The sequence below is a fragment of the Candidatus Sodalis endolongispinus genome (assembly GCF_018777395.1).
GTDB lineage: Bacteria > Pseudomonadota > Gammaproteobacteria > Enterobacterales > Enterobacteriaceae > Sodalis_B > Sodalis_B endolongispinus.
Genome location: NZ_JAFJYC010000001.1, coordinates 1,283,735 through 1,296,852 on the forward strand (window position 1 = coordinate 1,283,735; position 13,118 = coordinate 1,296,852).

Here is a 13,118-nt window from a genome sequence, read left to right on the forward strand (position 1 = left end):
CCTCCAGTCACTTACGGCCAAAAATAAAACGTGGGCCAAACCAGTTCAGCCCTTGGCGCACCGCCACCGCCAAACCCAGGTACAGTACCGTGGCGACAATGTAAGCCTCGAAATTGCGAAACGAACGACTGGCAATGAGATTGGCGCTGTAGGACAGTTCTTCGGTATAAATTTGACTGCAAACCGCTGAGACAAACATGATGATGATCACCTGGCTGACCAACGCCGGCCACACGCGCGCCAGCGCCGGGGGCAAGACCACCCGGGTAAATATCTGCCAGCGGTTTAACGCCAGACTTTGCGCCGCCTCCAATTGACTGCGCGGGGTGCTTTCAATGCCGGCGCGGGTGATTTCCGCGGCATAGGCACCGAGATTCAGTACCAATGACATTACGCTGGCGGTCAGCGCGCTCATCTTCCACCCCATGGCCGGCAGGCCGAAAAAAATAAAAAACAGTTGCACGATGTACGGGGTATTGCGAAACACTTCTATATAAACGCCGACCACCGGTTTCAGCCAGCGCGGTCCTTGCGCCCGCGACCAACCGCAGGCAATCCCAAGCGTCAGACCCAATCCGGTCGCCAGCACCGTCATCAGCAACGTGGTCAGCATACCGGAGAGTAACAACGGCCATTGGTTCAGCACCGAGGTAAAATCAAACGCCATGGTTATCTCCCGTTGGCGCGCCGAGCAGAGCATCCAGCACCGACAACGACGGCAATGCCCAGAGTTGTTGCAACAATTGGTCGGCGGCCTCCCTGCCCAATACCGGACTCACGCAATGGCGAAACTTGTTATCTAAAGCGGCCGAATCGAGCGGATGGGCGGCGGTACCGTAAGCTTGCGCTACCTCTTGGCGCCATTGCGTGCCGTCATCCAGCGTCAGCGTCACCACGGCGCCTTACGGCGCGCGTTGCAACAGGGCGGCATCCTCCCAGCGTGGCGTGCTGGTCATGGAAACCCGGTCCATCAGCCGCTGCATCTGTGGATTCGCCAGGATGTCGTCATGCAAGTGCTGTAGCTGGATGTCGCCGAAACATAAGGCCGCGGCCACTACAAACGGCAGGCTGAACTGGGCCTGTTGCACAGTGACAGGATGCGGATAGCGCAGATTGGCCACCACTATCGGCGGCACGTCGCATTCAACCCGCTGGACACGCGACGCCGTGTCGCGTCGCTAATTGCATGACCGCATCTACCGCGGCGTGGGAGGAGAGGCACACCGGGATGCGTTTGATATCCACGCCGGGGTCCAGCAAACACCATTGACTCGCTTCCGGCGCCAAGGCGGTGCCGTCCCAATAGCCGCCATTACAGAGCGCCGCCAACCCGTAGTCTCCTTCCAAGGCGTCCAACGGGGCGCTGGCGCCAAGCGCGGCTAACATGGCGGCACGCACGCCGGCTTCCGCCGCTTCACCGGCCAGCAGCGGTTTCGCATCGCTGCCGAACGCGCTTTTAGCCCCGCCGGTACCGGCGATGGCCAGGCCCAGTGCGCAATCGAAAGCGGTACCGCTTAACGCCAGCAGCCGTGCGGCCGCGGCGGCCGCGCCGATGCGTCCCAACAGGCCGGTAGTCCACCAGCCACGATCATACAACTCGCGGCCCAACGCCCGGCCTATCCGGTATTGACACTCCGCGCCAACCACCAGGGCAAGCAATAATTGCTCACCCGTGTCGGTGGCGCGCCTGCGCCACCGACACCGCGGCCGGCACGATCACCGCCGAACCGTGGACGAAGCCGGCATAGCAGTTATCATCAAAATCCAGCACGTGAGCGGAGACGGCATTGGCGAACGCGGCGGCGGGCGCGACTAATCCCGCCTCATCACCCGCCAGCGGGCCGGGCGCCGCATTCGCCCGCACATGGCGTTGCGCCAGCCGGGCCTGCGGACGCGTGGCGCCCGCTAACATGACGCCTACCGTATCCACCAGGCAGCGCTGCCCGTTGTACATCGGCGGAAATAGCCTCTAAACGCAATGTCGACAGCCAGGCGGTCAGCTGCGCCAGGGCCGGATCAGGTTGCCTGGTCATTCAGGCAAATCGCCGGCAGGGGCACCAAGCCATTTCTGCGAAATCTTATCCAGCGTGCCGTCGGCTTTCGCGGCGCGCAGGATCTCATTAACCTTGGCCACCAGCGCCGGGTTGCCCTTAGGCAAGCCCACATAGCAAGGCGCATTGGACAAGATGACTTTCAAATGTAGATCCAGGTTTGGATTCTTTTGTTTTAACGCCCCCGCCACCGTGGTACCGATAGCCACCAAATCGGTCTGGCCGGAAAGAAAAGCCGAGATAGTGCTATTGTTGTCTTCAAAGCGCTTAGCCTGCGCTTTGGGCGCCAACCGGGACAGCTCTTCGTCCTGCATCGAGCCGCGCGTTACCGCAACCGATTTATCCGCCAGCTGGTCGAAATTGCCGGCTTTTACCGCTTCGCGGCCGAATACCGCATCAAAAAAGGGCGCATAGGCGATGCTGTAATCGATGACTTTGGCCCGTTCCGCGGTTTTGCCGAGAGAAGAGATAGTCATATCGGCTTTACTGGTTTGCAGGTAAGGCACCCGGTTGGGGCCGGTGACCGGGATCAACGTCACTTTGACCCCCAGTTTTTCCCCCAGCAGCTGGGCGACATCGATATCTACCCCCTGAGGCTGCATGCTGGCGCCGACGAAGCCATACGGCGGATAGTCCACCGGCACCGCCACGCGCAGATTTTTTTGCTGCATGATGATGTCCAACGCATCGGCGGCTTGCGCGGCAGCGATGGAGAATAAGGTTAACGCGCCAAGCAGCGCGGCTGAAACAAGACGGTTTCTCATTGCTGTATTCCTGTAATAGAGTGAAACGACGATGGATATTATTTTTTGAAATAACCGGCCTGTACCGCCTTGCCGATCAGATTGACGAAGAAGCGACAAGCCGTAGACAAGCCGTAATAGCGGTAATCTGATTGAGATCTTTTTTCGGCGTGATCTCCACGATATCCATGCCGACCACCCGGCCTTTTTTCACCAGACCATGAATGATTTTACGGGCTTCGCTATAGGTTACCCCGCCTAACGCCGGGCCGTTGACCGCAGGCATGATGGTGGGATCGATACCATCGGCATCCATGGTGATGTAATAATTGCCGCCGTCGGGAATACGCCGCAGGATCGCCTCTGGGCCTTCGTCATGCAATTCATGGGCGGTGATCAGTTGCGCGCCGTAGGCAAGGGCGGCCTCCACTTCCTCGTGGCTGGCCGAGCCATTAGCACGCAAACCGATTTGGAATATTTCGCCGATATGAGCCATTTCCGACGCGCGCCGTATCGGGCTGGAGTAACCGTCGGTGACACCGTTAACTTCTTGACGCCAATCCAGATGGGAATCGATATGTATCAGCGTGATCGGCCCTACAGAATCCAGCGCCCGCAATACCGGAATGGGAATGCCATGAGCGCCGCCAATCACCAGCGGCATGCCCCCCAGCGACAAGATTTTGCGCACCACGGCTTCAGCCGCCGCATAGTGGCCACTCAGTTCACGTGCGTCGCCGGCAATGTCGCCCACATCAACCATACGAATGGGCTGGTTGCCCAACATTGAGCTACCGATGTCGAAATCATAGCGCTCAATGCTGCGCTGCGCGCGATCGGAGGCTTGGCGTACCGCGGTCGAGCCGTTGGTGACTTCATCAATGCTATAAGGGGAACCATACGGAATGCCTAGCACCGCGATATCCACCGCGTCCAGCGTATTGAGATCGGACACCACTTCGGAATACAGCAGGCTTTTGTGGCCGTGTTTGGGTGCGGTGGTCAGTTTTGCGTGATAGTCGGTCATGACTTATTCCTTTATCAGTTACGTATTGCGAATTTCGTGCGCGGCGATGGCTTAATGGCGAACGGATAATCCAAACTCCACCATTCCCCCATCGCCCAGAGTTTTTCTTCGGTGTTATTCACCAATTTGCGCACATCTTGTCGGGAGGATGCCGCCAACAATGCCACCAGCAATTCGGCGACCAGAAAGGCCGGCGTCAACATGTCGAAAAATGACGTGGTATGCTTGTGGACCAAAATGGTTTCGCTGGCCAGACGCGCTACCGGCGAACTATCGTTATCGGTAATGGTGATCACCTTGACCTTTTCCTGCGCCAGATAGCGCGACAAGGCAATGGTACGGCGGGCATAGGGCGACAGACTGCACGTCAGCAGCACATCCTTGGGACCGAGGTTGCCCATCAGCGACATCACGCCGCTTTCGCCCGCCCCTTCGATCAACCGCACATTGTCCTGAAAATAAGACGCGACATGGGCAAAATGGAATGCCACCGGAAACGAGGAGCGCAACCCCAAACAATAGATGGTGCGTGCCGAAGCGAGCATGTGTGCGGCGCGTACAATAGCGTCCAGATTGTCTTGCTGGCACAATTTTTGAGTATGGCTATTCAGCGTATTCACCATATCCATGACCAACGATGCTTCGCCCATCTTGCGCTTCATTTCCACCAACCCGGGAACGCGGGAGCCGTATTCATGCCCTTGAGCGCGCGCCGCATTGACGAATACCGCGCGCAGCTGGTCGAAACCGTCCAACCCCAGACGCTTGGCCAGCCGGGTCATGGTGGAAGGGGGCACCCCGGCAAGGCTTGCCTGCTCCCGCATCGACATCACCGCGATTTCTTGCGGGTGGTCGAGCACAAAGCTTGCGGCCAAACGCTCTTGCTTGGGCAAAGAGTCGTAAACCGATTTCAACTGTTGGCGCAGCGTTGCGGAGTCCATCCAATTTCCTTGCATTGCAATGGGGCAGATGACAAGAGAGTTGCAACGCCTATGCCAAAAAAGATTGATAATGATTCATTTGACGCACGAAGCCAATCATTGCTTGAGGCAAAGGAGGAAAATACAAAAGAAAAAAGGTGATTGAATTGATTCAATTTTGACTAAAAATAAATATACCGGCGGGACAAAAGCGTCGCTTGATGGTATCTGATGCGACCGCCTCAAACACGGCATTGGCGGGTAACGGTGCGTTTGCGCACCATGCCGGGGCATTGCTGTAGCCGACCTCTGTCTGCCGTGACTACGCGTGATGCCGGTCTGAAGGCAAAATGACGTCAACAGCCTACCGTACTACCCCCGATAACCCCGTGCGGCATCTAAAGGTACAAGGTAGACATCGAGTGACAAACGCAAGCGGTCGCAGTCGGTGGGCTGTCTCATCCCCTTGCCAACGCAGCGTGCTGAACGGACCATGATTTCTGACCCGTCGTGTTAAGCCCCTGCTGGTGAAATGCCGTTTGCCGGAGGCGCGCCTTGGTTTTAAATGACAGTCGTCGCCATCCCCGAGTGTAAAAGCGCTGGCTATCAATGTCACACCTGACATTCTCAGGGTCGCCACAGAATGAACGCGGCAATGGAGTTTCACCGCGCATGTCGCTGAATCTAGCGCCTTAACACTTTCATTGGAAAGCCCGTTAGACGTTTTCCCGCACTAACCGTAAAAAAACGTTGTGACCTGGTTTCGTCTCCTATACCAATTTCACTCAATGACCAACGGCGTGCTAGGCGAATGAACTGTTTAAAGATAGCGATATTTCGATCCGCCCGGTTGAATTAGGCTATTGCAACAGACGCCAACATAGTGATCTTGCCCCGCCATCTCCGTACAGCTTTTGTATCTTAAGTTAACGAAGCCCGCTGCCGCCGGTATTCTCTCGGAGAGTGATATCCCAGCGCGCTGTACGGATGGTTTTCATTGTAATGCGTGAAAGCTGCTGCAAGGTTTCGCAGGGCTGTTCTCGCATCCGGTTTTGGCATGAACGCGATATAGTCTTCCTTCATCGTCTTCACGAACCGTTCTGCCATGCCATTGCTCTGCGGGCTGCTCACCGCTGTAGCAGGTTATGCTCACACATGATCCTGTAAAGTCGTTTCGCATTTACCGGCGGCAGTCCCTCTGCGCGACGTTGTTTACGCAGGATTCCCCACACCCGCCGATAGCCGTAGCTGGGCATATCGCTGATGATGTCGAGGATGTCCGACAGTATTTCAGCGTCTGCTTCGTCATTACGCCGGTTACAGCGCCTGTCCTGCCAGTCGGCAGAACGCTTAATCCGCAGTGACAGCGGCGCACGCGACACGCTCATGGCGCGGCTGACCTGTGCTATTCCCCGGCCTTTGGCAACAAGGGCGCGTGCGCTATCCATTTTCGTGACTGGCCGTACTCCACGGCTTCTTTTAGGATCTCAACCTCCATCGTCTTCTTACCCAGAAGGCGCTGGAGCTCCCGGACCTGCTTCAATGCAGCTGCAAGCTCAGAGGCAGGAACAACGTCCTCCCCGGCAGTGAGGCTGCCTTCCTGATATTGCTTTTTCCACTTAAACAGCAGGCTGGGCTGGATACCGTGCAGTCGTGCGAGATGGGAGACATTCATGCCGGGCTCCATCCTCTGCTGAATAATGGCCATTTTTTCCTGAGGAGTTTTACGTTTACGGACTTCTTGACCTAACAGGATCCAGGTCATATCAAAATTGGCGTTAGTGTTAGACATATATTCAAGCCTATCTCTTATCTGGAGATACAGCTACTGTCTGGTGTTTCAGGGGGATAAATCAACGCGGACCCTGATAGTCCGGCGCGTTGATACGCGCTTTAATCTGTTGCTTGCGCTCTGCCGGAATAGGATTGCCAACTGTATAAATCTCACAACTAGCTGGCAGGGTGAACAACGTTTCCGGAATATCGGTTAATTTATTATTCATCAGCACCAGCTTCTCCAATCCGGCCGGCAGCGCTGAAATATTTTGCGGCAGAGAGGTCAAATAATTCGATGAAAGATCCAGTCTTTTCAGTGACGTGGGCAGGGAGGTAACAAAGTCATTCGACAGTTTTTTATTTCACAAGAAAAAATTAGCAATGTCTGCAGGTAGGGTGGGTAGTGTTCGGGCGGATTCACGATGGGATTAAAGCTTAGATTCAGATTCGTCAAGGTATTGGGAAGGCTGTCCATAATTTCCGTGACGTCGGTCAGCATATTCTGTATGAAATCGATCGAGGTGATGTGCGACGGGAAAGAAGCAGGGAAACTTTACTGCCACAGTTCTGAAAGATTCATCTTCACATTAGACTCGTTCAAACGTTTTTCAAGCGTGGGTAATGCTTTCTCATGGCGTAACTCACCAACGACAATATCCACGTCAAACTTTCCCCTTACGGCGGCATTAGCCCAATCTCGCCATGCTTGCAAAATTTGGTCAGATTGCGCTCCGGTATTACGACGCTGTCCCTCATTAGTGTGATGCAGGATATTAGAGGAGTTCAGACCTTGCAGTGAGACAGTATTCATAAGCATTCATTTGTTGTAAAGTTATGGGTGGTAACCCATGTAACCTAAACTATAATTGCCGCAGGTAATATAAAATTTAGCTTATGCACCGATCAAACATAAACATGAATGACTATATTTCATCTTACAGGCTTCCCTGTATTCTTTGATTTTGCCATGCCGTTAGTTTCATTTTAATTAATTTCATTATCGATGAATAATAACGATAGAAAGAAATGGAATTAAAAGATTATAACTAGTTAGATTAATCAACAAGATACTTCTAATAAAACGGACTGGCTAAAGCGCTGAGAGAGATTGGTGCATAGAGCGGATTTTGTTTATCCTCAGCGGGTTCCGCGATCCAGAAAGTGTAGAGATCACCGTAAAGAGCTTTTGCTATTTTGGTTTGCAGGACAGTGTGTTGTCCCATCCTGACAAATGAAACGCCAAATGCTGTCGCCGGAGTATGACATGTACCCACCGGTAACCGTGATGCACGCGGGTTTCAGTGATCTCCAGGATACACAGGCGCAGCACGCTGTCATTGGCCGCCACAGCGCGGTAACGGAACGAACTGCGGCTAATCTGCAGCGCAACACAAACCTGTCGTGCGCTGGCCCCATAACGCGCCTGCCGGTCTTTGACCCCTTAACGCAGACGTGCCAGCGTCAGTCCTTGTTTGCCAGCACGTTCAAAGCATCGCCTTGTCGAGGCTCCAATCGGCAACCCGTTTCTTCAGCCGCAGGTTTTCCTCTTCCAGCTGACGCATGTGCTTCAGCGCTGAGGGGGAAATCCCGCCGTATTCCTTGCGCCACGTAGGAAAAGTGGCATCGAAAATACCCCGCTTGCGACAGACTTCCGGCACGGGCGTGCCCCGTTCTGCCTGCTTCAGGGCAAAGGCAATCTGCTCTTCGGTGAATCGTGACACTTTCAGCGGCACAACCTTCGCTCAAAGAGGTAAATATCTAGCCGGAATTTGGTTTCTAAATGGAGCAGGATTAAGGGTCAGGGTCAGAAAAAAGTCCGCATTTATGCGGACTTAGAGGTGGTTTTTTTCCTGCTATTGCCGGACGTTTCCGGTTGAAACATCATTCCCACTCAATCGTCGCCGGCGGTTTGCCGGAAATGTCATACACGACCCGGGAAATACCGTCAATCTCATTGATAATACGGTTGGAAACGCGGCCCAGGAAGTCATAAGGCAAGTGCGCCCAATGGGCGGTCATAAAGTCGATGGTTTCTACTGCGCGCAGCGAAACCACCCAGTCGTATTTGCGGCCGTCGCCCATGACACCGACGGAGCGCACGGGCAAGAAGACGGTAAAGGCCTGGCTGACTTTATTGTACAGATCCGCCTTGTGCAGTTCTTCAATAAAGATAGCATCGGCACGGCGCAGCAAATCGCAATACTCTTTCTTCACCTCACCCAGCACCCGCACGCCCAAACCCGGTCCGGGGAACGGATGGCGATAAAGCATATCGTAAGGCAGGCCGAGTTCCAGGCCTATCTTGCGTACTTCGTCCTTGAACAGCTCTTTTAATGGCTCCACCAGCCCCATTTTCATCTCTTTCGGCAGGCCGCCAACGTTATGGTGCGACTTGATGACATGGGCTTTGCCGGTGGCGGCGGCGGCGGATTCGATGACGTCAGGGTAAATGGTTCCCTGCGCCAGCCATTTCACGTCGGTGAGGCTCAGCGCCTGTTCGTCAAACACCTCGACAAATACCCGGCCGATAGTTTTCCTTTTTGTTTCCGGATCCTCAATGCCGGCCAGCGCGGAAAGGAACCTGTCTTCCGCCGGCACAGGGATAATGTTCAAGCCGTAACGATCGCCAAACATGTCCATCACCTGACTGGCTTCGTTAAGGCGCAGCAGACCGTTATCGACGAACACGCAGGTCAGCTGTTCGCCAATGGCCCGGTGCAACAGCATGGCGGTAACCGATGAATCTACCCCGCCGGATAAGCCGAGAATGACCCGATCGTCGCCAACCTGTTCGCGGATACGGGCGACGGCATCTTCGATAATTTTGGCCGGCGTCCACAGCGGTGCACACCGGCAAATATCAAGTACGAAGCGTTCCAGCATGCGCTGACCCTGACGGGTATGGGTGACTTCGGGGTGAAATTGCACGCCGTAGAACCGTTTTTCTTCATTGGCCATAATGGCGAAGGGGCAGGTTTCGGTGCTGGCAACGGTGACAAAATCCGCCGGAATGGCGGTGACTTTGTCGCCATGGCTCATCCAGACATCCAGCAGTGGCGCTCCGCCGGTGCCGATGTCGTCCTGAATGTCGCGCACCAGTAAACTGTCGGTCAACACTTCAACCTGGGCATAACCAAACTCGCGCTGCGTCGAGACCTGGACTTTGCCGCCGAGCTGCATCGCCATGGTTTGCATGCCGTAGCATACGCCCAGCACCGGCACGCCTGCCTGAAACACATAGTCCGGCGCGCGCGGGCTGTCCTGCTCGGTGGTGCTTTCCGGACCGCCGGAAATGATGATGCCGCTGGGGTTGAATGCGCGTATTTGCGCTTCGGTTACATCCCAAGCCCAAAGTTCGCAATAGACGCCCAGTTCGCGCACCCGGCGAGCCACCAATTGGGTGTATTGCGAGCCGAAGTCCAGAATCAGAATGCGGTGTTTATGGATATTTTCTGTCATTGATGGCGTATTCCGAGAGCGTGTAACAAAAAGGTTCAGTGCCCGGTCGTCAGAGACCGGACAGAACGGCGGCGGAGCGGCGAGGCCCGCACGCCGAGAGAAATTCGTTAACCCAGGCGGTAGTTCGGGGATTCTTTGGTGATGACGACGTCGTGAACGTGGCTTTCCTGGATGCCGGCACCGCTGATACGGACAAATTCCGCTTTGGTACGAAGGTCGTCGATAGTAGCACAACCGGTCAGCCCCATACAGGAACGCAGCCCGCCCATTTGTTGATGGACGATTTCCTTCAGGCGCCCCTTATAGGCCACGCGACCCTCAATCCCTTCCGGCACCAGTTTGTCGGCGGCGTTATCGGTCTGGAAATACCGGTCGGACGATCCTTTGGACATCGCCCCCAGCGATCCCATGCCGCGGTAAGATTTGAAGGATCGGCCCTGGAACAGTTCAATTTCCCCCGGGGATTCTTCGGTGCCCGACAAAAGCGATCCCACCATTACGCAGGCGGCGCCGGCGGCGATGGCTTTGGCAATATCGCCGGAAAAACGGATGCCGCCGTCGGCGATGACCGGGATCCCCGACCCTTCCAGGGCTTCCACCGCATCAGAGATAGCGGTAATCTGCGGCACGCCCACACCGGTAACGATACGGGTGGTACAGATAGAGCCGGGGCCGATGCCCACTTTCACCGCGCTAACGCCGGCCGCAACCAGCGCGAGCGCGCCGGCGCCGGTGGCAACGTTGCCACCGATGATTTGCAGGTCGGGGTATTTGCCGCGCGTTTCGCGGCAACGTTGCAGCACTCCTTCGGAATGGCCGTGGGAGGAGTCGATAAGTAAAACGTCAACGCCGGCGCTCACCAGGGCATCGATGCGTTCTTCATTGCCGGCGCAGGCGCCCACCGCGGCACCGACGCGCAAGCGGCCGTGTTCATCCTTACAGGCGTTGGGTTTGCGTTCGGCCTTTTGGAAGTCTTTTACCGTAATCATGCCGAGCAGATGGAACTGTTGGTCCACTACCAGCGCTTTTTCAACACGCTTCTCGTGCATTTTTGCCAATACCACTTCCCGGGCTTCACCTTCTTTTACCGTTACCAGGCGTTCTTTCGGCGTCATTACGGCGGAAACCGGCTGGCTTAAGTCGGTGACAAAGCGAACGTCGCGGCCGGTAATAATTCCTACCAGTTCATTTTCATCCGTCACCACCGGGTAGCCGGCGAAACCGTTGCGCGCGGTCAGCTCTTTCACCTCGGACAGGGTCGTATTGGGAGTCACGCACTGGGGGTTGGTCACGACGCCGCTTTCATGGCGTTTTACACGACCGACTTCCTCGGCCTGGCGTTCGATAGACATGTTTTTGTGAATGAAGCCGATACCGCCTTCCTGCGCCAGCGCGATGGCCAGGCTGGATTCGGTTACCGTATCCATTGCCGCGGACAGCATGGGAATATTCAGGCGAATTTTCTGAGTCAATCGGGTGCCGAGATCGGCGGTGTTGGGCAAAACAGTGGAGTGGGCGGGAAGGAGCAATACGTCGTCGAATGTCAGAGCTTCTTTAGCAATACGTAACATAGCAATATCTCACCAAGGTGGATGTGAAACAGATAAAATATTGCCGTGGCACTATACAGAACGTAATCGGTTGCCTCCAGTGTTATTTTCAAAAATCTCTTGCTTACCGTTTCACAATAAGTGACACTAATAGATCAAGGCTTTGCAATAGAGTTTGATCCCGCTCACATGTCTACCCTGCCTTCCTCTCTGATTTTTACTGTCAGCCGCCTGAATAAAACGGTTCGCGAATTGCTGGAAGGCGAGATGGGTCAGATTTGGCTGACGGGCGAGATCTCCAATTTTTCCCAACCCGCATCGGGCCACTGGTATTTCACCCTGAAGGATGACCGCGCCCAGGTGCGCTGCGCGATGTTTCGCAACACCAATCGCCGTACAACCTTTGCGCCGCGCAATGGTCAGCAGGTGCTGGTGCGCGCTTCCCTGACGCTTTATGAGCCGCGCGGCGATTATCAGCTGATTGCCGAAAGTATGCAGCCGGCCGGCGACGGCTTGCTGCAACAACAGTTCGAGCAGCTCAAGCAGCAATTAAGTGACGAGGGGCTGTTCAATCAGCAATGCAAGCAGCCGCTGCACAGTCCGTCCCGCTGCGTGGGGGTGATTACCTCCGCCAGCGGCGCGGCGTTGCATGATATTTTGCAGGTGTTGCAACGCCGTGATCCGTCGCTGCCGGTGGTAATTTATCCCACCGCGGTGCAAGGACAAGAAGCGCCAGCGCAGATTGTGCGCGCCATCGAAGCCGCCAACCGGCGCGCTGAGTGCGATGTGTTGATCGTCGGTCGCGGGGGCGGTTCGTTGGAGGATCTCGCCAGCTTCAACGATGAACGGGTGGCGCGGGCGATTTTCGCCAGCCGCCAGCCGGTGGTCAGCGCCGTCGGCCATGAAACCGATGTGACTATCGCCGATTTTGTCGCCGATTTGCGCGCGCCAACGCCTTCGGCGGCCGCCGAGCTGGTGAGCCGCAATCAGCTGGAGCTATTGCGGCAGCTTCAGTCCCAGCAGCAGCGGTTGGAAATGGCGATGGATTATTTCCTCGCGCAGCGCCAGCAGAGATACAGCCGTTTACAGCACCGCCTGCAGCAGCAGCATCCCCAACTGCGGCTCGCCCGCCAGTATACCGCGCTGATGACCCTGCGCCGCCGCCTGGACGATGGCGTACAGGGGCAGTTGCGCCAGGCGCAGCGCCGTCACGACGCTGTGCGCCAGCATCTGGTGCAGCAGGCCCCCGCCGCGCGTATCAACCGGGCGCAGCAGCGTTTTCAGGCGTTGCGCTACCAATTGAGCCAGGGAATAAGCCTGCGGGTAAACCGGCAAAATAATGCCTTTGTCGCGCTCTGCTACCGTCTGGAGGGCGTGAGTCCGCTAAAAACGCTGGCGCGGGGGTTTAGCGTCACCACAGATAGCCACGGCGCGGTAGTGAAGCAAACCCGTCAGCTAAGCGCCGGCGATCGGTTGACGACCCGGCTGAGCGATGGCTGGGTAGAGAGCCAGGTTACCGAGATAACCCGTCAGCCGGCGAAGCGTCCGCGAAGCGCAAAAAACTGATGCCATGGCTGGCGCCTGCTGATAAC

The 13,118-nt window shown here is 55.9% G+C and carries 14 protein-coding genes and 1 pseudogene; 1 reads left to right on the forward strand and 14 read right to left on the reverse strand.

Annotation, left to right across the window (positions count from 1 at the left end):
• Positions 1-7 precede the first annotated feature (7 nt).
• The 14 genes and pseudogenes from JZM24_RS06305 to guaB all read right to left on the reverse strand — a co-directional run bounded on the left by JZM24_RS06305 (position 8) and on the right by guaB (position 11,547).
• On the reverse strand, positions 8-673 hold the full coding sequence (locus JZM24_RS06305; RefSeq protein WP_376775538.1) for an amino acid ABC transporter permease: 666 nt from the start codon (positions 671-673) through the stop codon (positions 8-10).
• Positions 657-893, reverse strand: a complete 237-nt coding sequence (locus JZM24_RS06310; RefSeq protein WP_215669059.1) for an MmgE/PrpD family protein — start codon at positions 891-893, stop codon at positions 657-659. The genes JZM24_RS06305 and JZM24_RS06310 overlap by 17 nt, the downstream gene beginning before the upstream one ends.
• Before the next feature lie 9 nt (positions 894-902).
• Positions 903-1,124 (reverse strand): hypothetical protein, encoded by a 222-nt coding sequence (locus JZM24_RS06315; protein ID WP_312884932.1) that lies wholly within the window; start codon positions 1,122-1,124, stop codon positions 903-905.
• Positions 1,125-1,143: 19 nt separating this feature from the next.
• A complete protein-coding gene (locus JZM24_RS06320; protein WP_215669061.1) occupies positions 1,144-1,659 on the reverse strand; it encodes an MmgE/PrpD family protein in 516 nt (171 codons plus the stop codon).
• 7 nt (positions 1,660-1,666) lie between these two features.
• Positions 1,667-1,954: an MmgE/PrpD family protein gene (locus JZM24_RS06325; RefSeq protein WP_215669062.1), complete on the reverse strand. Its 288-nt coding sequence runs from the start codon at positions 1,952-1,954 to the stop codon at positions 1,667-1,669.
• Positions 1,955-2,029: 75 nt separating this feature from the next.
• Positions 2,030-2,815, reverse strand: coding sequence for a transporter substrate-binding domain-containing protein (locus JZM24_RS06330; protein WP_215669063.1), 786 nt, complete (start codon positions 2,813-2,815; stop codon positions 2,030-2,032).
• Between the two features lie 76 nt (positions 2,816-2,891).
• On the reverse strand, positions 2,892-3,821 hold the full coding sequence (locus tag JZM24_RS06335) for an agmatinase (protein ID WP_246579899.1): 930 nt from the start codon (positions 3,819-3,821) through the stop codon (positions 2,892-2,894).
• A 14-nt stretch (positions 3,822-3,835) separates the two neighbouring features.
• Positions 3,836-4,762: a MurR/RpiR family transcriptional regulator gene (locus JZM24_RS06340; protein ID WP_215669064.1), complete on the reverse strand. Its 927-nt coding sequence runs from the start codon at positions 4,760-4,762 to the stop codon at positions 3,836-3,838.
• 900 nt (positions 4,763-5,662) lie between these two features.
• Positions 5,663-6,506, reverse strand: a pseudogene (locus tag JZM24_RS06345) (transposase).
• Positions 6,507-6,594: 88 nt separating this feature from the next.
• Positions 6,595-6,870 (reverse strand): leucine-rich repeat domain-containing protein, encoded by a 276-nt coding sequence (locus tag JZM24_RS06350; protein WP_312884997.1) that lies wholly within the window; start codon positions 6,868-6,870, stop codon positions 6,595-6,597.
• Between the two features lie 200 nt (positions 6,871-7,070).
• Positions 7,071-7,328: a hypothetical protein gene (locus JZM24_RS06355; protein WP_215669066.1), complete on the reverse strand. Its 258-nt coding sequence runs from the start codon at positions 7,326-7,328 to the stop codon at positions 7,071-7,073.
• Between the two features lie 673 nt (positions 7,329-8,001).
• Positions 8,002-8,250 (reverse strand): transposase, encoded by a 249-nt coding sequence (locus tag JZM24_RS06360; RefSeq protein ID WP_215669067.1) that lies wholly within the window; start codon positions 8,248-8,250, stop codon positions 8,002-8,004.
• 148 nt (positions 8,251-8,398) lie between these two features.
• Positions 8,399-9,976 carry a glutamine-hydrolyzing GMP synthase gene (gene guaA / locus JZM24_RS06365; protein WP_215669068.1) on the reverse strand — a complete coding sequence of 526 codons (1,578 nt, stop codon included), beginning with the start codon at positions 9,974-9,976 and terminating at the stop codon, positions 8,399-8,401.
• A gap of 107 nt (positions 9,977-10,083) precedes the next feature.
• Positions 10,084-11,547, reverse strand: a complete 1,464-nt coding sequence (guaB, locus tag JZM24_RS06370; protein WP_215669069.1) for an IMP dehydrogenase — start codon at positions 11,545-11,547, stop codon at positions 10,084-10,086.
• Positions 11,548-11,715: 168 nt separating this feature from the next.
• Between guaB and xseA the strand changes: the two genes are divergently transcribed.
• On the forward strand, positions 11,716-13,092 hold the full coding sequence (gene xseA / locus JZM24_RS06375) for an exodeoxyribonuclease VII large subunit (protein WP_215669070.1): 1,377 nt from the start codon (positions 11,716-11,718) through the stop codon (positions 13,090-13,092).
• Positions 13,093-13,118: the final 26 nt, after the last annotated feature.

Bases quoted from the DNA above. Each gene is read 5' to 3' on its own strand.
- JZM24_RS06325 (WP_215669062.1), bottom strand. From the start codon at position 1,954: ATGTACAACGGGCAGCGCTGCCTGGTGGATACGGTAGGCGTCATGTTA.
- JZM24_RS06330 (WP_215669063.1), bottom strand. From the start codon at position 2,815: ATGAGAAACCGTCTTGTTTCAGCCGCGCTGCTTGGCGCGTTAACCTTA.
- JZM24_RS06335 (WP_246579899.1), bottom strand. From the start codon at position 3,821: ATGACCGACTATCACGCAAAACTGACCACCGCACCCAAACACGGCCAC.
- xseA (WP_215669070.1), top strand. From the start codon at position 11,716: ATGTCTACCCTGCCTTCCTCTCTGATTTTTACTGTCAGCCGCCTGAAT.
- guaB (WP_215669069.1), bottom strand. From the start codon at position 11,547: ATGTTACGTATTGCTAAAGAAGCTCTGACATTCGACGACGTATTGCTC.
- JZM24_RS06340 (WP_215669064.1), bottom strand. From the start codon at position 4,762: ATGGACTCCGCAACGCTGCGCCAACAGTTGAAATCGGTTTACGACTCT.
- JZM24_RS06355 (WP_215669066.1), bottom strand. From the start codon at position 7,328: ATGAATACTGTCTCACTGCAAGGTCTGAACTCCTCTAATATCCTGCAT.
- guaA (WP_215669068.1), bottom strand. From the start codon at position 9,976: ATGACAGAAAATATCCATAAACACCGCATTCTGATTCTGGACTTCGGC.